Annotated in this window: 19 protein-coding genes, 1 rRNA gene and 1 pseudogene; 8 read left to right on the forward strand and 13 right to left on the reverse strand. The window is 35.6% G+C overall.

Annotation, left to right across the window (positions count from 1 at the left end):
• Positions 1–105 (reverse strand): 16S ribosomal RNA (locus FHL05_RS03235); the annotation flags it as partial.
• Between the two features lie 417 nt (positions 106–522).
• Positions 523–909: a CvfD/Ygs/GSP13 family RNA-binding post-transcriptional regulator gene (locus FHL05_RS03240; protein WP_153385909.1), complete on the reverse strand. Its 387-nt coding sequence runs from the start codon at positions 907–909 to the stop codon at positions 523–525.
• Positions 910–988: 79 nt separating this feature from the next.
• Between FHL05_RS03240 and FHL05_RS03245 the strand changes: the two genes are divergently transcribed.
• Together FHL05_RS03245 and FHL05_RS03250 are read left to right on the forward strand one after the other, a co-directional pair.
• Complete coding sequence (locus FHL05_RS03245; RefSeq protein WP_153385910.1) at positions 989–1,984, forward strand: NAD(P)/FAD-dependent oxidoreductase; 996 nt, start codon at positions 989–991, stop codon at positions 1,982–1,984.
• 93 nt (positions 1,985–2,077) lie between these two features.
• A complete protein-coding gene (locus tag FHL05_RS03250; RefSeq protein WP_153385994.1) occupies positions 2,078–2,719 on the forward strand; it encodes a DedA family protein in 642 nt (213 codons plus the stop codon).
• Between the two features lie 10 nt (positions 2,720–2,729).
• On the opposite strand, the gene FHL05_RS03255 is transcribed toward FHL05_RS03250, so the two are convergent.
• Genes FHL05_RS03255 through FHL05_RS03280 form a run of 6 tightly spaced genes read right to left on the reverse strand, consistent with a single transcriptional unit; the run spans position 2,730 to position 7,003 of the window.
• Positions 2,730–3,332 carry a TIGR01906 family membrane protein gene (locus FHL05_RS03255; RefSeq protein ID WP_153385911.1) on the reverse strand — a complete coding sequence of 201 codons (603 nt, stop codon included), beginning with the start codon at positions 3,330–3,332 and terminating at the stop codon, positions 2,730–2,732.
• Positions 3,325–4,101 (reverse strand): TIGR01457 family HAD-type hydrolase, encoded by a 777-nt coding sequence (locus FHL05_RS03260; RefSeq protein WP_153385912.1) that lies wholly within the window; start codon positions 4,099–4,101, stop codon positions 3,325–3,327. The genes FHL05_RS03255 and FHL05_RS03260 overlap by 8 nt, the downstream gene beginning before the upstream one ends.
• Positions 4,098–4,673: a YutD family protein gene (locus tag FHL05_RS03265; RefSeq protein ID WP_153385913.1), complete on the reverse strand. Its 576-nt coding sequence runs from the start codon at positions 4,671–4,673 to the stop codon at positions 4,098–4,100. The genes FHL05_RS03260 and FHL05_RS03265 overlap by 4 nt, the downstream gene beginning before the upstream one ends.
• 9 nt (positions 4,674–4,682) lie before the next feature.
• Positions 4,683–6,050: a bifunctional metallophosphatase/5'-nucleotidase gene (locus FHL05_RS03270; protein WP_153385914.1), complete on the reverse strand. Its 1,368-nt coding sequence runs from the start codon at positions 6,048–6,050 to the stop codon at positions 4,683–4,685.
• Between the two features lie 6 nt (positions 6,051–6,056).
• The gene (locus tag FHL05_RS03275) at positions 6,057–6,668 is read right to left on the reverse strand and encodes a metallophosphoesterase (RefSeq protein WP_153385915.1); all 612 of its coding nucleotides are present in this window, start codon (positions 6,666–6,668) and stop codon (positions 6,057–6,059) included.
• Positions 6,668–7,003 carry a hypothetical protein gene (locus FHL05_RS03280; RefSeq protein WP_153385916.1) on the reverse strand — a complete coding sequence of 112 codons (336 nt, stop codon included), beginning with the start codon at positions 7,001–7,003 and terminating at the stop codon, positions 6,668–6,670. The genes FHL05_RS03275 and FHL05_RS03280 overlap by 1 nt, the downstream gene beginning before the upstream one ends.
• Before the next feature lie 64 nt (positions 7,004–7,067).
• Here FHL05_RS03280 and FHL05_RS03285 point away from each other — a divergent pair, with 64 nt between their 5' ends.
• From FHL05_RS03285 to FHL05_RS03305, 5 genes and pseudogenes are all read left to right on the forward strand, one after another.
• Complete coding sequence (locus FHL05_RS03285; protein WP_153385917.1) at positions 7,068–8,501, forward strand: glycerophosphodiester phosphodiesterase; 1,434 nt, start codon at positions 7,068–7,070, stop codon at positions 8,499–8,501.
• Positions 8,502–8,567: 66 nt separating this feature from the next.
• Positions 8,568–9,971 (forward strand): dipeptidase PepV, encoded by a 1,404-nt coding sequence (gene pepV / locus FHL05_RS03290; RefSeq protein ID WP_153521997.1) that lies wholly within the window; start codon positions 8,568–8,570, stop codon positions 9,969–9,971.
• 333 nt (positions 9,972–10,304) lie between these two features.
• Positions 10,305–12,131, forward strand: a pseudogene (locus FHL05_RS03295) (transglycosylase domain-containing protein); the annotation flags it as partial.
• Positions 12,132–12,999: 868 nt separating this feature from the next.
• The gene (locus FHL05_RS03300; RefSeq protein WP_153385935.1) at positions 13,000–13,302 is read left to right on the forward strand and encodes a hypothetical protein; all 303 of its coding nucleotides are present in this window, start codon (positions 13,000–13,002) and stop codon (positions 13,300–13,302) included.
• Between the two features lie 23 nt (positions 13,303–13,325).
• Complete coding sequence (locus tag FHL05_RS03305; RefSeq protein ID WP_153385937.1) at positions 13,326–13,637, forward strand: hypothetical protein; 312 nt, start codon at positions 13,326–13,328, stop codon at positions 13,635–13,637.
• Positions 13,638–13,698: 61 nt separating this feature from the next.
• On the opposite strand, the gene ccpA is transcribed toward FHL05_RS03305, so the two are convergent.
• Complete coding sequence (gene ccpA, locus FHL05_RS03310; protein WP_153521999.1) at positions 13,699–14,700, reverse strand: catabolite control protein A; 1,002 nt, start codon at positions 14,698–14,700, stop codon at positions 13,699–13,701.
• A 171-nt stretch (positions 14,701–14,871) separates the two neighbouring features.
• Here ccpA and FHL05_RS03315 point away from each other — a divergent pair, with 171 nt between their 5' ends.
• Positions 14,872–15,972 carry a M24 family metallopeptidase gene (locus FHL05_RS03315; RefSeq protein ID WP_153522001.1) on the forward strand — a complete coding sequence of 367 codons (1,101 nt, stop codon included), beginning with the start codon at positions 14,872–14,874 and terminating at the stop codon, positions 15,970–15,972.
• Positions 15,973–16,024: 52 nt separating this feature from the next.
• Here FHL05_RS03315 and FHL05_RS03320 read toward each other — a convergent pair whose 3' ends face one another.
• The 4 genes from FHL05_RS03320 to murI form a co-directional block, all read right to left on the reverse strand.
• Positions 16,025–16,366, reverse strand: a complete 342-nt coding sequence (locus FHL05_RS03320) for a hypothetical protein (RefSeq protein ID WP_153385941.1) — start codon at positions 16,364–16,366, stop codon at positions 16,025–16,027.
• Positions 16,356–16,778, reverse strand: a complete 423-nt coding sequence (locus tag FHL05_RS03325) for a DUF948 domain-containing protein (RefSeq protein ID WP_153385943.1) — start codon at positions 16,776–16,778, stop codon at positions 16,356–16,358. The genes FHL05_RS03320 and FHL05_RS03325 overlap by 11 nt, the downstream gene beginning before the upstream one ends.
• Before the next feature lie 62 nt (positions 16,779–16,840).
• On the reverse strand, positions 16,841–17,443 hold the full coding sequence (locus FHL05_RS03330; RefSeq protein WP_153522003.1) for an XTP/dITP diphosphatase: 603 nt from the start codon (positions 17,441–17,443) through the stop codon (positions 16,841–16,843).
• On the reverse strand, positions 17,418–18,245 hold the full coding sequence (gene murI / locus FHL05_RS03335; protein WP_153385947.1) for a glutamate racemase: 828 nt from the start codon (positions 18,243–18,245) through the stop codon (positions 17,418–17,420). Before murI ends, FHL05_RS03330 begins: the two co-directional genes overlap by 26 nt.
• Positions 18,246–18,356: the final 111 nt, after the last annotated feature.

Consider the following 18,356-nt stretch of genomic DNA (forward strand, 5'->3'; position numbering starts at 1 on the left):
CTGATTCATGATGCAAGCATCAATCATCAGGAAAGTTCGTTCGACTTGCATGTATTAGGCATGCCGCCAGCGTTCGTCCTGAGCCAGGATCAAACTCTCATATTAAAAGTTTGTGACTCATAAAAAATATTACTAGCGAATTGACTTCGTTGTATTCCAACAAATAAATGTTGGCCTACACAATTTAGTGTTAAAACTTTGTTCAGTTTTCAAAGATCTACCAGCTGATTAAGCGCTTACGCTCATCAGCGACTTAATTAGTTTATCAAGCCGACAAGTTAATGTCAAGAACTTTTTAAAATAATTTTTCTAACAAGATATCAACGAATTGATAAGATGTTAGGTGATGTCTAACAGACAACTTAATAATCATATCGAAGTTACAAGACCAAGTCAATAACTTTTTTAAAATTATTTGAAGCGATAAAGCCAAGAGATAAACTCGCAAAGCCTTGTCGCCATTGCTCTGTCGCAACAACAAGATATATATTACCAATTAGATAAGAGGGACGCAACCCTTTTTTACAAAAAAGTTGAATTTTTTTGCTTTTTATCTGAAATTCGTGCCATAGCCTCGTCTACCCAGGCCTTTTTATGCTTGGCAATCGTCTTATATCCAATCTTATCGCGGTAATTAGTCCAAAAATGCTTATGCAAAATAGGACGACCAATCTTCTCTTCATGCAATGCTCTAATAGAAAGACTTATCTTTCCCGTATATTCATCAATACCCATAACGACTACTTTTACCTTATCGCCAACTTGATACTTATCCTTTAAGTCCGATACGAATCCATGCTTTAGTTCAGATATATGAATCAAGCCTTGATGAGTATCGTCAATCTTTACGAAAACGCCATATGACTGCACGCCAGAAATAGTTCCAGTTATTTTATCTCCAATTCGCATTTACTTTCCTCCCTATGTAAGATGTATTTATGTAACAATGTATCTATAGATTATATAACAGAAAATGGTGACTAAAAATATGAATGACAAAATTTATGACATTTCAATTATAGGCGGAGGCCCTGCTGGTATGTTTGCAGCTTACTTTGCCCGCTTGCGTAACTTAAAAGTAGCATTAATAGAAAGTTTGCCTAAATTAGGCGGTCAACCAGAAACTCTCTATGCGCAAAAACACATCTATGATATAGCAGCCCTTCCAAAAGTATCAGGTACCGATTTGACTAAGCAATTGACTGAACAATTAGAAATCAGAAACTGTGATCAATATCTCAGTACTTCCATTACATCTATAGTAAGAAAAGATGATTTATGGGAGCTTTCTACCAATAAAGGTGAAACTATTACTACTAAAGCCGTTATTATTGCTATCGGTAATGGAGCCTTTGAACCACGTAAGTTAACATTTGATTATGATTCTAGTCTCGATGACGAAAAAATCAACTATTTTGTCAACAACATCGATGATTTCAAAGATGTTGACGTGGCCGTTGCCGGAGGTGGCGATTCAGCCGTTGATTGGGCTATCGATATCAGCAAGATTGCCAAGAGCACATCCCTGATTCATCGTCGCAATAAATATCGTGCCATGGAATCAAGCGTCGACAAGCTCAATAAAAGCGATATTCAGCAATTAAATCCTTACATCATTAAAGGAGTAAATTATAATCCTGACAATAAGGACAAAATAGATATCACGCTTAAAAAAATCAAGACGAATGATTTAGATGTTGTAACAGTTGATAAATTATTAGTTAACTATGGCTTTGTTTCCGACTCGAAAATATTGCGTGATTGGAATGTTGAGCTAAATGGTCCTTTCATCAAGGTCACTCAAGAAATGGAAACTAATTTGCCAAACGTCTTTGCCATTGGCGATATCGTGACTTACCCTGGTAAATTACAATTGATTGCTACAGCATTTGCTGAAGGACCTATTGCCGTTACCAAGGCTTTACGTAATTTATATCCTGACAAAGATTATTTTGAACACAGTACTTCTATCTTTGAAAAATAATCCTATTTACGTTAATTTTAAAGTTGTTTTAAGGTATGCTAGTATAATAAAGTTTAAAAAATGAATTCTGGAGTTGATTGATTGAGTTACGTAATGAGTCTAATCGACTTTATTCTTCATATTGACAGTCACTTAGTTAATATAGTGAATAATTTCGGTATTTGGACATATTTAATACTTTTTCTAATCATCTTTATTGAAACCGGAGTGGTTATCCTACCATTTCTTCCAGGAGATTCTTTGATTTTTGCCGCCATGGCTCTTGCTGCTAATTCTAAATATGGATTATTAGCTTGGCTGATGTTTTTAATATTCTTGGCCGCAGCCGTCTTAGGAGATTCCTTGAACTATGAAATTGGTGAACACTTTGGCGAGTATGCGACGAGGAATAAATATCTCAGTAAACTCATTAATAAAGAACATTTAGATGAAGCACACACATTCTTTGAGAAACATGGTGGTAAAACCATCGCTATTGGAAGATTTATTCCATTAATTAGAACTTTCGTACCATTCGTTGCCGGTAGTGGAACAATGCATTATGGTTCCTTCCTTAAATTTAACTTTTTAGGAGCTTTCTTATGGGTAACCCTTTGTTCAGTTGCTGGTTTCCTTTTTGGAAATATCCCAGCCGTTCAAGATCACTTCTCAATGATAATTATCGGAATCGTCTTAGTATCATTGATTCCCGTACTTATTACAGCAATTAAAAATAGTAAGAAAAAAAGAGCTTAAGACATTTGTCTTAGGCTCTTTTTAGTCTAGCTTTCCAAAAATTCAATCCTTCAAATACGATAAAGAAAAGAATGAAACATTGAGTAAAGAATTCTTCCGGTAAAATATTAATCACCGGATCCTTACTGGGGTCAAATAACCAATCGCTATTCCTGAAGAGTAATTCGTGGAAAACAACGAAGAACTCATCAAAATTTAACAACATCAAAATAGCAATGATTATTCCACCAATGCCAATCCACAAGAAAGTTCGATTAAAACGTGCTCTAAACTTGTGGAATTTAGCTACCAATAGCCCTGAAACGATAAAAACTGAGAAATTCAAAAGGAACAATTTCTTACAATCTTGAAAATGTAGTCTTCCGGCTGATGATGAAGCGAAATCACTCAATTGAAAATGCCAATTAAATGGATTAATCAAATAATCCATCATCTGAGCGTAATTCTTCATGATAGTTGAATACTTCATCCCCACTGCTTGTTCCAAGTAGTACGGTTTAATATCAATAGCAAATAATAGGTAGCTGGCAAAAATAGTTACCGTGATGGCTGTCGTCAACAAAAAGAATGCTAAAACAATCGTGTATAAAACATCCTTTTGTGAATTAGACATCCCACTTGTCCAGACTTTCTACCTCATGCGTTGGTTTAACTGACACTTTTTTAATATCATCATGAGTACTTACGCCTGTGTACACCAAAAGCGTATCAACGCCAGCACTGATTCCACATTTGATATCAGTATTATAGTTGTCTCCTACCATTAAAGCGGAACTTTTATCGAACTTCTTTGCTTCAACGGCAAAGTCAATCATTTCAGGTTCAGGTTTACCGATATAGTGAGCTCTTTGTTGAGTAGATGTTTCTACTAATGAAATAACTGAACCAGCTCCAGGAACCAATCCACGTTCATTAGGTAAATTAGTATCGGCGTTCGTTCCGATAAATAAAGCTCCTCGTTTGATTGCCAAGGTAGCTAATTCAAATTTATGATACGTAACATCATAATCTAACCCTACGATAACAACATCAGGGTCATACTCATTAAGCTTAATGCCAGTTCCAAAAATAGCGCTCTTTAAACCATATTCACCGATGACATAAGCTGAGTGGTTGGAAATGTCTTCGCCAAACATATCCTTAATATAAGCAGCCGTAGCAAGCGATGGCGTAACGACCTGATCAGCTTTAGCAGTAATTTGATGATTGTTCGTCAAATTATCAGCTACTTGTTGCGGAGTCTTGGTCGTGTTGTTTGTTAAAAAGTAATAATCGATTTCCTTTTGATTCAAATTGTCGACAAAAACTCTTGCTTCAGGAATCTTTGCTTTTCCACGATACATAGTTCCGTCTAAGTCAATTAGATATGTTTGATACTTCATTTATTCTTTTCACCTATTTTTCTGATTTTGAATGTTTTCTTAGTCGATGCATTAGGCTTCTTTTTATTAGTCACCTTAGTCGCATGACGTCTCGAAACTTTATTCTTACGTTTTTGATTATTATGACTTTTATTAGTCTTAATACTATTAGTATGCGTATTGTTTGTATTGCGAGTCTTGAAACGATGATGACTAGCCTTACGATGACGCGTTGTCTTATGTGGTTTCAACGGTGCTTTCTTAACCTTCTCCAAGACAAAATAAGCGCAGCCAAAATTACAGTACTCAATTAAATAATCTTCTAAGTGAGAAATACGATTATCTAAGGTACTTTCATTTCGTTGATCTTCATAAAATCCTTTAAACCTTAACTGGTCATAGCCCCAGTCGCCAACAATGTAGTCATATTTATTCAAAACTGGATTGTAACGTTCTTCAATTCGTTCTTCATTAAAACCATTGTCATGATTTTCAACAATTTTATATTGTGTTTTATCAATTGTAATTAAACCATCAGCCAATGTAATAACATCAGCTAATTTTTTAACTTTGTTATCCTCGATTTCTTGCAAGTAATCACCTCAAATCGGATATTTTTTATTTAAGTAATCTCCAAAAACATTTCTCAAGAATTTAGGATACATAATTTCATTTTCACCAGCAATCTCAATCGAAGGAAAATATGGCACGAACATATAATGGTCCAATAAGGCCAAGGTGTATTTTTGATTCATATTCAATTCTTGGCCATTAACGTAAACATTACGTTTGTGATCAACAGTAATCCCACGATAAACTAGTTCGCCAAATATCTTACCACGAAATCCCATCCCTTTTTGCATATGATTACGTAAATAGAGACGATTTTTTTCCATTTCCATAACTAGACGCCAAACGTTATTTCCCGTCATGGTTGTTTTCATTACATGAATTGCATGAGGCAAAACATCGTGCATATTTCTTTTTGTGATGATTCCCTTTGGCAAATCATCTAAAAATAGACCTGAACTCAAGATAGCCACGTCAGTTTGAGCAAAGTCTTGAACGGCAGTCAATGCTTCTTGGATGATAGAATTATCAGCTTGATAGTCGTTTGTTAGAGTCTTTGGTAAATTAGCAACCGGCTTTTCATCTAACAATTTCTCACCCTTATCATATTGATCCTTAATCCACTTATCATCTTCCGGCAAAGTTTTCAAAGACTCAGTCTTAGTTGTAAAAGCAGATTTAGCAATAACTTGATGTTTATCATCTAGCTTTAGATTGATTGTGCCAATATGTTGACCGTACTTCCCAGCAGCAGCTAATAAGACGCCATTATCAAGTTCTCCTTTGACAAATAAATGGTGTGAATGAGCTCCAATGACAACATCTATTTGTGGATATTTCTTAGCAATCAATCGGTCCATCGAAACTCCAAGGTGCGATAATAATATTATTACGTCGCAATCTTTAACTGCTTCTAAAGATTTAGGCAACATTTCTTGAACCAATTTGATGTCCCATTTTAATAATGGATACGTCAAAATATAAGGTGTCGTTAGACCCATCAATCCAATTTTAGTTTTATTCTTCGTGGTAATAATTTTATAAGGCTTAGCAAAATCAGCTAATTTGGAAGCTTTAGTTTCATAAAGATTATTGAGTATCACTGGAAAATTTGCTTTGTCATAAAGATGTTCTAGTTGTTCATGACTATTGCCTAAGCCTTCATTGTTACCAATCGTTGCTGCATCGTAGTGCAGTGGATTCATCCATTCAATATTGGCTTGACCATTAGTTGCTTCTGTTAATGGATGTGCTCGATCCATTTCATCCCCAATATCGAACAAATAAAAATCATCAGCGAAACTTTCATTGCGTGATTGCTCAATGAAGCGACTAACTCTGGGAAAGTTTTCGAAATGGGAATGTAAATCATTCGTATGAACTATTTGAATTTTTTCCATAATATCCTACTTTCTTTGTAACTTTGCCAAATCCTTTTTCTTCTTATCATACATCTCTAAAATTTCTTCACCGCGCAATGGTGAACCCCAAGGTAAATCTTCTGATAAATAATCACGTTCAGGAGCATCGACTCCAACATTGATATTTTCAGCTATGGGAACTGAATAATGGTGAATGTGGCCATGCAGATTAATAATTTTTTCAACTTTTCCAAGTAGCATTGGATAATGCGTACAGTAAAACTGGTGATGGTCAAATTTCAGAAGCGAACCGACATCTTCAAATTCAAAGCGTTGCTTGCCATCATCCATTGTTTGATTGTGCTTATTGATAAATTTAAAAAGCGAACGATAATCATGATTGCCCTTAATCAAGGTCATGTGACCATTCAGTTGTCGCAACATGTCATATGTTTCTTCATTAGTTGGCGTTTGTTGTGGTCGCATGGAAATATCGCCTAAGTGATAAACACGGTCGTTTTCATCGACTCGAGCATTCCAAGCATCAATCATAGCTTGATTCATTTCATCAACATTGCCAAAATGACGTGGGGCAAAATTATTAGGCTGTAACAATTGATAATGATAAAAATGCGTGTCTGCTATAAAATAATTCATTATTCTTTATCCTGATCTTTTGAAGTTATTCGGTTTGCTTTGAGGATTTCATTGAATGCATCCAAAACCTTGCCCTCAGGTTTCTTATATTCAACCCATTCTGTTAAATTCATTGGTGGAACGGTATAATTCTCATTAACGTAATCTTCGTAGATGCCGACAGCTGAAGAATGTGGAATGTTTAATTTTAAAATACGTACTTCTTTAATCATTCCTAATTCAGCAGCTTTTTCAGCTCTGCCGTTCATTACGATATTGGCAATCTCGTAATACTTAGTCCCATCATTACGAGTAATTTGCTCAATCATATCTAGTGTTTGTTTCTCATTATCCATATAAATACCTCACGTTTCACTACTTACTCTAGTATATAATATCTAAAAAGTTAGGGAGTTAATTATGATTTCTAAAAGTTTTACTTTTTTCAAGATTTCACTAGCTTTATTTATCTTTATTTTTGCCAGTGGTTTTACCGTCATTGGTCATCGTGGCGATCCTATCAATGCACCTGAAGAAACCTTCGAAAGTTTCAATAAAGCTTTTAAAGAAGGTGCTGACTATGTCGAATTAGATTTGCATGTTTCCAAAGATAACGTTCTAGTTGTTTCTCATGACCGTAATTTGGAGCGTGTGACAGGTACATCAGAAATTGTCTCCCAAAATAATTTCTCACAGATTGCGACCTTAAAGCAAAAGAATGGCGAATCAATGCACAGTTTGAATCAAGTGTTCGAACATTACAAGAACAATCCCAATGCCAAGTTCCTTATTGAAACTAAAAAGACTAAAAAGGGCAATCCTCAGAATATGGAATCCTTGCTCAAACAAGCTATCGACCAGTACAACATGAAAGACCGAATCATGTTTCATTCATTCTCGACTAAGAGTTTGCAAAATGAAGCTGAATTGATGCCCGACATCCCTAGAATCTTCATTGCCGGAACCATTAAACGAGTTAACTTCGATGTCTTACAATATGTCACTGGCGTTAATCTTTCGTCAAGTATCATAACACCACAAATTATCGATACTTTGCATTACATGGGTAAAAGCGTCTATGTTTGGGATGAAATGAATGAGAGTCCTAAAAAGTGGAATACTTTAATCAACATGCCGATTGATGGCGTTGTTACTAATTACCCTGCTACCGGAAACGACTATCGTGATTTAAAGGAACAATCTAAGAATGAAAAATTAAATCAAAATGTCTTTTACATGAGTACTAAGGAAGAACCCATTTATGAAAATCCTTACCGGCTGATTAAAACTAAAAAGGTTGTTAAACCGTTAGACGGCTATCACATTACTAATATCATCAAATTCAACGGTAAAAAATACGTTCAACTAGGTGAAAATGAATTTGCTAATGCTAGTGGTTTCAATTCCGAATACGTTCTTTCAGAATTACGCCCATATTTTGGTGCCAAGGCCATCTTTAGAAATCAACAAGCTAATAATTTCCTTTATAGTGACCCTACGGACCCATCTTCAATCATTAATCGTCTTGAGCCTAATAAAGCTGAACAGATTTTAACGATTCAAAAAATCGGTTCACAGACTTGGTTAAGATTAAAAGATGGCTGGATCAACGCCGAAAATGTTTTGATTCAACTAAATCCTAATAATTATTTAGGTAACAATTCAAAAGAAAGCTACTATAATCTACCTCGTGGGCAAAGAATCAAAAATATTGATTTAATGGAAGATATCGCGATTGCTCAACCTGATAACAATCAACAATCGCTTAAGAATACTGATTTAATCAAGAATTTTAATAATATTTTCGTTGATTATTCTTTCAGCAATGATAACGATTCCATAAATCATATCTAACTCGATTAGCCTTTAAAGCTAACCTTTGGTAAAATGAAAAAAACTTCATGTGGAGGTCAGAAATACATGTCTATAGATTGGGAAAAGGAAGTTTCGCATCGTTCGGACGAATTGATCAACGATCTTTCCGAATTAGTAAGTATCGATAGTTCTAGAGATATAGAACATAAAACTAGCGATTTTCCATTAGGTCCCGGACCAGCAAAAGCCTTACAAGCATTTCTACATTTTGCAGACCGTGATGGCTTTGCAACTAAAAATGTTGATAATTTAGCCGGACGAATTGAATTTGGTGAAAGTGATGACGCAATTGCTATCCTTTCTCACGTCGATGTTGTCCCTGAAGGTCCAGGTTGGGAAACCAATCCCTTCGAACCCGTAATTAAAGATGGTAATTTTTATGCTCGCGGTGCCAGTGACGATAAAGGTCCTGGCTTAGCAGCATACTATGCTATGAAAATTATCAAGGAATTAAATTTACCAGTATCTAAAAGCGTTCAATTGATTCTTGGAACTGACGAAGAGAGCGAATGGGTCGGAATCAATCATTATATGGAAAAGGAAACTTTACCAGAAACTGGTTTTTCACCTGATGCAGAATTTCCTGCTATTAATGGCGAAAAAGGAATTGTCTCCTTTAGAGTCAATTTCCCTAAACCTGAAATTGGTTTGGTAAAGCAATTTGAAGCTGGAATTAGACCAAATATGGTCCCTCAAAATGCTTCAACAAAACTTGACTTAAATGTAGCTAGTTTTGATGATATCAAAGCTAAACTAAATGAATTCTTAGAAAACAACAAAATGATCAAGGGCAATGTTGAATCAGATGATGAAAACAATATTGCTGAAATAACTATCATTGGAAAAGGCGCCCATGCAATGGAACCATTTAATGGGGTTAACGCAGCAACTTATTTAGCTAAGTTTTTAACTACCTTAGAGCTTAATGATAGTGAGAAGACTTATTTTGGCTTCATTGCCGATGATTTGCACTTAGACTTTGCTGGTCAACGTTTGAATATTGCTAACAAAGATGATGTCATGGGTGAATTAACACTTTCGCCCAATATTTATGAATATGACGAAACTAAAGCCAATATTCTATTAAATATTCGTTACCCCAAGGGTGACACTGGCGATACTTTGACTGAAAAAATCAATCAAGCTTTACCAACAAACGCCTCAGCAGAAATCGAGGGACACAATCAGTTACCTCATTTTGTAGCAGCTGATGATCCTTTGGTCCAAGCTTTAGTCGGCGCTTATCACGATCACACTGGCGATGATACTAAACCATTCACTGTTGGTGGCGGAACTTACGGTCGTATTTTAAAACACGGAATTGCTTATGGTGCGATGTTCCCTGGTGATGAAAACGTTATGCATCAACCTAATGAATATATTAATATCGATAAATTATTGAAGTCGACTGCCATTTACGCAGACGCCATTTACCGCTTGATTAAGTAACATTTATTTTAGTTCTGTAGAGACTCTTTTCTACAGAACTTTTTTTGTTTTTACACTTCTAATTCGATTTTATTATATAATTACGTTATGTAACTTTTTAAGGGAGCTTATTTGAAAGTGAAAAATTTATGGAATAGCATCGTCAACAGCTTTAAAAGTATCAAGAGCTGGTCTGATTTTGCTAATAGAGCTAATCTAACGATCGAAGTCATTCGTCGTATTATCGTCTATACCTTTGCTGGATTGATGATTTTACTAAGTTTGGCTATTGGTCTGGGAACCGGATACGTATCTGCTTTAACAAATCAAGTCTCCGTCCCCACTAAAAATGAAATGAAGACTGAACTACAAGACGTTAATAATTCAGCAACGTTGTATTTTGCTGATGGTAGTAAAATCGAAAATCTCCAAAAAGAAGTTCAAGGTAAAAAAATACCACTGTCGCAGATGTCGCCTTATTTGAAAAAAGCGATTGTTTCAACTGAAGATAGTGACTTCTACCGCCATAAGGGTGTCGTACCTAAATCAATTTTTAGAGCCATTATCTCTGATTTAACTGGTATCGGTGCTCAAACTGGTGGTTCAACTTTGACGCAGCAAACTGTCAAAATGCAGATGTTATCTTCCGAAACTACTTGGAAACGTAAAGCCGTAGAAATTTTCTTAGCTATGCGAGTTGATAAGTATTTCTCTAAAAAAGAGATTTTGCAAGATTACCTTAATGCCGCAACCTTTGGTCTCAATAATAAAGGTCAAAACATCCAAGGTGTTCAAGCCGCTGCAAAAGGATTATTCGGTAAGGATGCAAGTCAGTTAAACATAGCTGAATCAGCCTTTATCGCTGGTCTTCCTCAAAGTCCTTCGATTTATACACCTTATAGCACCACAGGTACTGGTGGAAAAATGAAGAGTAATCTCAATCTAGGTATGAAGCGTAAAAATATTGTTTTGTACCGGATGTATCGTGATAATCAAATTACTGAAGCCCAGTACAATCAGGCTAAGAAGTTTAATTTGAAAAAAGACTTTATCAAGCCAGCTAAAGCTAGTTCACAAGAAATCAAATATGGTTATCTTTATAACTTATTAACTGATGAAGCTAAAACTGAACTAATTAAAAAATTAGTTAAGAGCGATGGCCTCAAGTATAAAGAAGTTAAAAAAGATAAAACACTATATGATCGCTATTCAGAACAAGCAAATACTGAATTGCACAATAAAAATTACAAGATTCACAGTACTATCAATAAAAAGCTTTATATCGCTATGAACAAGCAAGCCCAAGACTTTAAGGGTAATCTTGGAACAACTCATACCGATACTGCTCAAGATCCTAATACAGGAAAAACGATTAAGGTTTCTGAACCTGTTCAAAATGGGTCTGTCCTCCTCGATAACAAGACTGGTCAAGTCCTAGGCTTTGTCGGTGGAGTCAACTTCAAGAAATCTCAATTGAATCACATCTTTACTAACAGATCTCCAGGGTCTTCAATTAAACCATTGATTACCTTTGCGCCAGCTATAGAAAATGGTTTAATTGGTTCACAATCAATGTTAGCCGATTTCAAGACTAGCTTTAAAAAGTATTCACCAACCGACTATGGTCAAACGATTCAAAATCGATTTGTCTCAGCTCGTGAAACTCTAGAAGAGTCTTACAATATTCCATCAGTTAACTTGTATAACTACATCAGACAGCAAGGTGTCAGTTCTAAGAAGTACATGTCCAAGATGGGTATTAACTTGAGTAACAAAGAATACAACCAGCTCGGAATTACATTGGGTGGTACATCTGAAGGTGTGACAGTTCTTCAACAAGCTAGTGCCTTCTCAACTTTTGCTAATAAAGGTGTCCATGTTGATCCTTATGTCTTATCTAGCGTCGTCGATCCTTCCGGAAAGACAGTCTATAAGCACAAGGGTTCAAAGACTCGTGTCTTTAGCAAACAAACTTCTTACATTATTAAAAACATGTTGCACGGAGTTGTCACTAAAGGTACTGCTTCTGCCCTTTCTTACGAAACTAACTTCAGTAACAAGAATCTCTTTGGTAAAACTGGTACATCAAATGACTATCGTGATAACTGGTTCATTGGTAGTACCGATGGTATGACGTTAGCTTCTTGGATTGGATACGATAATCTTTATGGCAATAACTACAACCTGGCAAGCAATTCGACTGATATTAATCAAGAATTGTGGGCTAAGATGGCCAATGCCTTATATCAAGAAGATAAGTCAGTCTTTAATATCAATAAGAAATTTAAGAAACCTAGCGGCGTTAAATCGTATACCGTTGATAAAGAAACCGGAACTTCACCCGGAACGATCGGCTACAATGGTATAACTACTAAAGTTAACCAACACACTACTAAGTCGCTTTATTACAAAGGCAGTCCTAAAGAAATGTCTTATGATAATTTTGCTATTGGTGGCAAGTCTAAAAATTATAAACTCTTCTGGGATAATTACTTCGGACGTGACAATGGTTACGCAACCGTAAAAACTCTTGGAAGCAGCAAAAAGAGCACTTCTGAATTAGCCTCTGAAAATGGCAGCGGTCGTACTTCTGGTTTCAGTAACAGTACTAACAGCAATGCTTCTTCTGAAGTCGTAACTGATAGTATTTCGACTTATTCCTCAAGTAACAATAATTCCACTACTTCAAACGGGAATACTGAAACAGGAACTGGGTCAGGAACAAGCGGCTCTAGTGGTTCAGGTTCTAGCTCCAGCTCTAATTCAACATCTGGATCAAATTCTAGTTCCAGTTCCAATGCAAGCTCGAATTCAAGTACTGGAAATGAAAGTTCAACCAATCAAGGTTTAGAAAATAATTCTAGTTCCAATTCGTCTCAAGCAGGCTCTGGTTCAAGCGTTGAAGAAACTCCAAGTCCAACTGCTGAATAGTTATTATTACTAATAAAACCCAATCGACTTTTTAAGTTGATTGGGTTTTTATAAACAACATAACTTTACTTATATATGATAGAATAAAAATGTTACTTTGATTTAAGGAGAAACACGTATGTATTTCAGTCCAAGTTTTCTACAAAATTCTTTGTACATCGTTGCAGCTATTTTAATCATTCTTATGTTAGGTGTAATAATTTACAAGGTCTCACATAAAATCAAGCTTTGGGATAAAACGATGACTTTAGCTTCAATTGTCTTACTCAATACGCTTTATTCCATCCTAGGCGGTTTTTTCAATCTTCCCTATGAATTAAGCTCCATTATTACAGGAGGCTTGTCATTAGTCGCTTTAGGCTATATCGTTGTTATAATTTGGGATTTTTACAAACAACGTAAATCTGTAAATAATAAATAAATTTCTTTTTGGGGGAAAAGCAAATGGTACCAGCTAATTTTGAATTGGCAAGAAATGCTATCACATCAATGGTAGCTGTCTTATTAATCGTGGTTTATATTATCTACATGATATCTAAATTCTCACATCGTGATCAGGAGAAAATCTGGACTCTTGATACAGTTCTTTTAACTTTGATTGCCATCTATTGCATTTACACGACTTTGATGAATTTCGTGAAATTACCAGCTAATTTAAGTTATATCAATACTGTGATTTCAGTCATCTTTATGATTGTGGTGGTACTCTTTATTATCAGTTCCATCATTAAACGATTTACTCAAAAAAAGAACTAACTAAAAAGCTATCAACTCTTCAATTTAATCGAAAAGTTGATAGCTTTTTTATTATCTATAATTATCTTGTTGATTCACGTTTAACAATGCTGTATGGCAATTTAATCGTATTATCATCAATTTGTTCTTGATTCATCATCTTAGTCAAAAGACGCATTGCAACCGCACCAATATCATATAATGGTTCTTCAATTGAACTCATCTTAGGACGTGTAACTTCACAGACAACTGTGTCATTGCTTGTTACTAATTCAAAGTCATCAGGAACCTTTATTCCTGATTTGACAGCTGAATTCAAAATTCCAGATGCAAGCAAGTCTTCAGTTACATAAGCAGCTGTAGCTCCACTTCCCTGAATAGCATCCCAAATTGCTTCTCCAGCTCTGACTGAGTATTCTGCTTCAAAGACCAAGTTGGAACTGAAATTGAGATGTGCTTTCTTTAAGGCCTTTTTATAGCCATCTAAGCGATATTTACCGTCGATTGGATTTTCAAGACTTCCGCCAACAAAGGCAATCTTCTTGTGTCCATTTTGTGTCAATTGGTTAACTACGCTGCAAACAGCATCGGCAAAGTCGATGTTTACACTTGCACTTTCATTGTTCTTATCAACTGAACCAGCCAAAACGATTGGTGTCTTTGAGTTTGCCAAGATGCGCTTTAACTTCTTGGACAATTGTTTACCCATGTAAATGAGTCCGTCAACTTGCTTTGATAACAAATTATTCAAGATTTGTTCTTCATCACCAACAGATTCTTGCAAACTAGTCAAAATGATATTGTACTTGTACATTGAAGCAACATCATCGATACCTTTAGCTAGCGAAGAATAGTAAAGATCAGTGATATCAGGTAAAATAACTCCGATCGTTGTACTCTTTTTACTTGCTAAGCCTCGTGCAACCGCATTAGGACGGTAATTTAAACGATCAATAACTTCGAGAACACGTTTTCTTGTTTCTTCTTTAACATTAGCGTTACCATTTACTACACGAGAAATAGTGGCCATGGAGACATTTGCTGCCTCAGCTACATCATAAATTGTTACTACTTTTTTCTCCATTAATATTCACTCTCTCAAACTTATTTTCATTAATTATCTCTAATTTATCAAAGTTTTTTACATTTTGCAAGCGGTTTCTACTTTATTGTGCTATGTTTTCATATTTTTTCAAAAAGAAAATTGTTTTCAATGATATACTACATATAAATATGACCAAAAAGGAGAATTTTCATGAAGAAACAATTATCAATGCTACAAGATTATTTAGCTAAAAACAAGCTTGATGCAGCTTATGTTTCAAATCCAACCGATATCAACTACTTCACCGGCTTTTACAGTGACCCTGTTGAACGAATCCTCGCACTTCTCGTTTTCCCAGATAAAGACCCATTCCTCTTTGCCCCTCAACTTGAAGTTGAAGCTGCTAAGGATGCTGGCTGGGACAAAGATGTCTTTGGCTACTTGGATCACGAAAATCCTTTCGATTTAATGGCCGGACACATTAAAGATGCTGTTGGTACTCCTAAAAATTGGGCCATCGAAAAAGATGACATGTCAGTTCAAAAATTAGAAGCTTTAAAGCAACAATTTCCTGAAGCAGAATTTCCTAATAACCTTTCTCGTTATATGGAAAATGCCAAATTAATTAAAACTGATGAAGAAATCAATGAATTAAAGGCTACTGGTTCAGAGGCTGATTATGCTTTCTCAGTTGCTTTTAATGCCATCAAAGAAGGTCGAACAGAACAAGAAGTCGTTGCTGAAATCGAATATGCGATGATGAAAAAAGGCGTTATGCACATGAGCTTTGACACGATCGTCCAAGCTGGCGCTAATGCTGCTAACCCACACGGTGGACCTGAGAAGACTCCATTGGAAAAAAATGAATTGGTCTTATTCGATTTAGGTACAGTTCACAATGGCTATATCTCTGACGCCTCTAGAACTGTTGCTTTTGGTCAGCCAGATGAGAAATCACTCGATATTTATAAAGTTGACCTCGAAGCTCAATATGCAGCTATGGATGCAGCAAAGCCTGGAATCACTGCAGCACAACTTGATAAAGTTGCACGTGACATCATTGATAAAGCTGGTTATGGCAAATACTTCATTCACCGTCTAGGACATGGTATGGGTACTTCAGAGCACGAATTCCCTTCAATCATGGAAGGGAATGATATGGTTCTAAAACCCGGCATGTGCTTCTCGATTGAACCTGGTATCTATATTCCAAACGTTGCTGGAGTTAGAATTGAAGATTGCGTCTACATTACTGAAGATGGCTGCGAACCATTCACGCATACTTCAAAAGAACTTAAATATATCGACTAATAATTAGTCAAAAAAATCTGTTAATTCAAAATGAATTAACAGATTTTTTGCTTTATTCTTTATTGTTTTCTTCTTTTTCTTTATTGCTATTAACATCTTTTTTAGTGTTGTCAATTTCATCTTCATTAAAGATAATGTTGGAATCATCTTCATCATCTTTAATTTTATCAACTGTCGATGCCATTTGTTCTTTCAAGGCATCCGTCTTTTGATTGAACGAATCAACTAAATCGTTGTTAGAATGCAAACCAACGCCGCCATTGTTAAAATCGCTACGAATAGTTTTGACATTTTCTAACATTCTTTGACCCGCTTCACTAGTTAAATACTTCGAAGCAAAATATCCTGATGCACTGCCTAGTGCTAAACCTATTAAAAAGTGACTATTTTTCATACTTTTTATTCTTCTTTCTTGGCCAGACCTTTGTTGCTGTCTTCATAACTGTAGCCATATTTCCTAAGGTTAAAAGATTTTGAAGGCTAAAACCCTTATTCTGCTTCTCAGCAGTAGCATGAGCGGCTTTATTACCAAGATTTTCTACGGTATCGAACAATGGATTTAACTTACTAGATTTGTGATTTACATCGTCCATTAGCGTGTTCGTCTTATCGACCAACTTAGTACTTTGATCCATGATCTGTTCAGTATTCTTGGACAAGACCTCAACCATCTTTGTTGTTTCTTTCATTGTTTGTTGCAATTCTTGAAGCAATTTAGCAGTCTGAACTAAAGTTCTGGCTAAGTACACAACCAATACTACAAATGCGACTGCTGCAATTAAACCTGCAATTTGTCCACCAGTCATATTATTACCCTCCTGTATTCTAATAGCATATTTATACTAGCATTATATTAATCCATCGGCAATTAATACCAATTGATCCAATCACGCCACTGTTGTTCGAGCTTTTTAATCGCTTGTCCGCGGTGACTTATCTGATTTTTTTGGTCAATTGAAATCTCTGCCATTGTCTTCTTTAACTCTGGTAAATAAAACAATGGATCATAACCAAATCCATCATCCCCTTGAGGAAGCGTTCCAATCAATCCTTTGAATTCCCCACGAACAACTAAGTCCTTTTCATTGTTAGGATTAGCAAAAACTAAAGTGGAAACGAATTGAGCTGTTCTTTTTTCCATCGGTACGCCACCTAGTTCACTCAATAACTTGGCATTATTAGCTGCATCATTGTGATCGCCAGCATAGCGAGCTGACAAAATCCCTGGACGTCCATAAAGAGCATCGACTTCAAGTCCTGAGTCATCTGCAATAGTTGGTAAATTAAACCGTTGCATGACGGCATGAGCTTTTATAGTGGCGTTTTCCTCGAAAGTAGTCCCTGTTTCTCTAATTTCTGGAAAATCTGGAAAATCCAACAATGTCTTCAAAGTAAATTCTTGGTCATTGAAAACTCGTTTGAATTCTCTAGCCTTACCAGGATTTTTAGTTGCGATTATTATTTCTTTCATTGTTTCCTCCGATGTTTACCAAACTGATTTCAGCAATTTCTGTCATCAACCAACGTTTAGCTAATTTCGAGAAATCATCTAAGTCAGCGGTTGCATGTAACTTAATTGTACGATGTTTATCATCTGATAGTAAATTATTTGCGGTTAAATAATTTTGAGCGACCTTAACCGTATTAACAGCTGGATCAACCAACTTCGTGTCAGGTAAATAAGCATTAATCTGCTTTTTCAACATAGGAAAATGGGTACATCCTAAAATTAAAGTATCGTATTGACTATCCTTAAATGGTTTCAAAGTTTCAGCAACATTTTGCTTAGCTTCAGGTGTATCAGTTTTGTCAGCTTCCACAAGTGAAACAAATTTTTGTGCAGCAATTCCTAATACTTTAAATTTAGGACTGATTGAAGCAATCGTTTGACTATAACTTTTAGAATTGATTGTCGACTCAGTCCCAATGATTCCAATATGATTCGTTTTAGTAGTTTCACTAGCTTCTTTAGCACCGGGTTTTATAACCCCAATCATTGGAATAGTAAATTCTTTTTTCATTGCATCCAATGCTTGAGCAGTGGCTGTATTGCAACCAAAGATAATTAATTTAACATTTTGGTTAATTAAGTACTGTACCATTTCACGTGTATAAGATATGATTTGTTCATGGGTCTTGATTCCATAAGGCATCCGTGCCTCATCGCCGATAAAGATTACATCTTCATTTGGCATCTGATGGATTACTTCATTAACGACTGTCAAACCACCTAAGCCTGAATCTAGTACTCCAATTGGTCTATTATCACTCATAAATGTATCCCTGCCTTTATTTAAATAAGCGAATTATTTGTATTTACATGAAAAGATTTATGTTCTATCTTTTACATTGACTTAAAAAGCAATTATTCTAATGATATAATA

This window comes from Companilactobacillus halodurans (assembly GCF_009600995.1).
GTDB classification, from domain to species: domain Bacteria; phylum Bacillota; class Bacilli; order Lactobacillales; family Lactobacillaceae; genus Companilactobacillus; species Companilactobacillus halodurans.

Excerpts from the sequence above, each read along its gene's own strand:
- FHL05_RS03240 (WP_153385909.1), bottom strand. The coding sequence starts at position 909 with ATGCGAATTGGAGATAAAATAACTGGAACTATTTCTGGCGTGCAGTCA.
- FHL05_RS03245 (WP_153385910.1), top strand. The coding sequence starts at position 989 with ATGAATGACAAAATTTATGACATTTCAATTATAGGCGGAGGCCCTGCT.
- FHL05_RS03250 (WP_153385994.1), top strand. The coding sequence starts at position 2,078 with ATGAGTCTAATCGACTTTATTCTTCATATTGACAGTCACTTAGTTAAT.
- FHL05_RS03255 (WP_153385911.1), bottom strand. The coding sequence starts at position 3,332 with ATGTCTAATTCACAAAAGGATGTTTTATACACGATTGTTTTAGCATTC.
- FHL05_RS03260 (WP_153385912.1), bottom strand. The coding sequence starts at position 4,101 with ATGAAGTATCAAACATATCTAATTGACTTAGACGGAACTATGTATCGT.
- FHL05_RS03270 (WP_153385914.1), bottom strand. The coding sequence starts at position 6,050 with ATGGAAAAAATTCAAATAGTTCATACGAATGATTTACATTCCCATTTC.
- FHL05_RS03275 (WP_153385915.1), bottom strand. The coding sequence starts at position 6,668 with ATGAATTATTTTATAGCAGACACGCATTTTTATCATTATCAATTGTTA.
- FHL05_RS03280 (WP_153385916.1), bottom strand. The coding sequence starts at position 7,003 with ATGGATAATGAGAAACAAACACTAGATATGATTGAGCAAATTACTCGT.
- FHL05_RS03285 (WP_153385917.1), top strand. The coding sequence starts at position 7,068 with ATGATTTCTAAAAGTTTTACTTTTTTCAAGATTTCACTAGCTTTATTT.
- pepV (WP_153521997.1), top strand. The coding sequence starts at position 8,568 with ATGTCTATAGATTGGGAAAAGGAAGTTTCGCATCGTTCGGACGAATTG.
- FHL05_RS03300 (WP_153385935.1), top strand. The coding sequence starts at position 13,000 with ATGTATTTCAGTCCAAGTTTTCTACAAAATTCTTTGTACATCGTTGCA.
- FHL05_RS03305 (WP_153385937.1), top strand. The coding sequence starts at position 13,326 with ATGGTACCAGCTAATTTTGAATTGGCAAGAAATGCTATCACATCAATG.
- ccpA (WP_153521999.1), bottom strand. The coding sequence starts at position 14,700 with ATGGAGAAAAAAGTAGTAACAATTTATGATGTAGCTGAGGCAGCAAAT.
- FHL05_RS03315 (WP_153522001.1), top strand. The coding sequence starts at position 14,872 with ATGAAGAAACAATTATCAATGCTACAAGATTATTTAGCTAAAAACAAG.
- FHL05_RS03320 (WP_153385941.1), bottom strand. The coding sequence starts at position 16,366 with ATGAAAAATAGTCACTTTTTAATAGGTTTAGCACTAGGCAGTGCATCA.
- FHL05_RS03325 (WP_153385943.1), bottom strand. The coding sequence starts at position 16,778 with ATGACTGGTGGACAAATTGCAGGTTTAATTGCAGCAGTCGCATTTGTA.
- FHL05_RS03330 (WP_153522003.1), bottom strand. The coding sequence starts at position 17,443 with ATGAAAGAAATAATAATCGCAACTAAAAATCCTGGTAAGGCTAGAGAA.
- murI (WP_153385947.1), bottom strand. The coding sequence starts at position 18,245 with ATGAGTGATAATAGACCAATTGGAGTACTAGATTCAGGCTTAGGTGGT.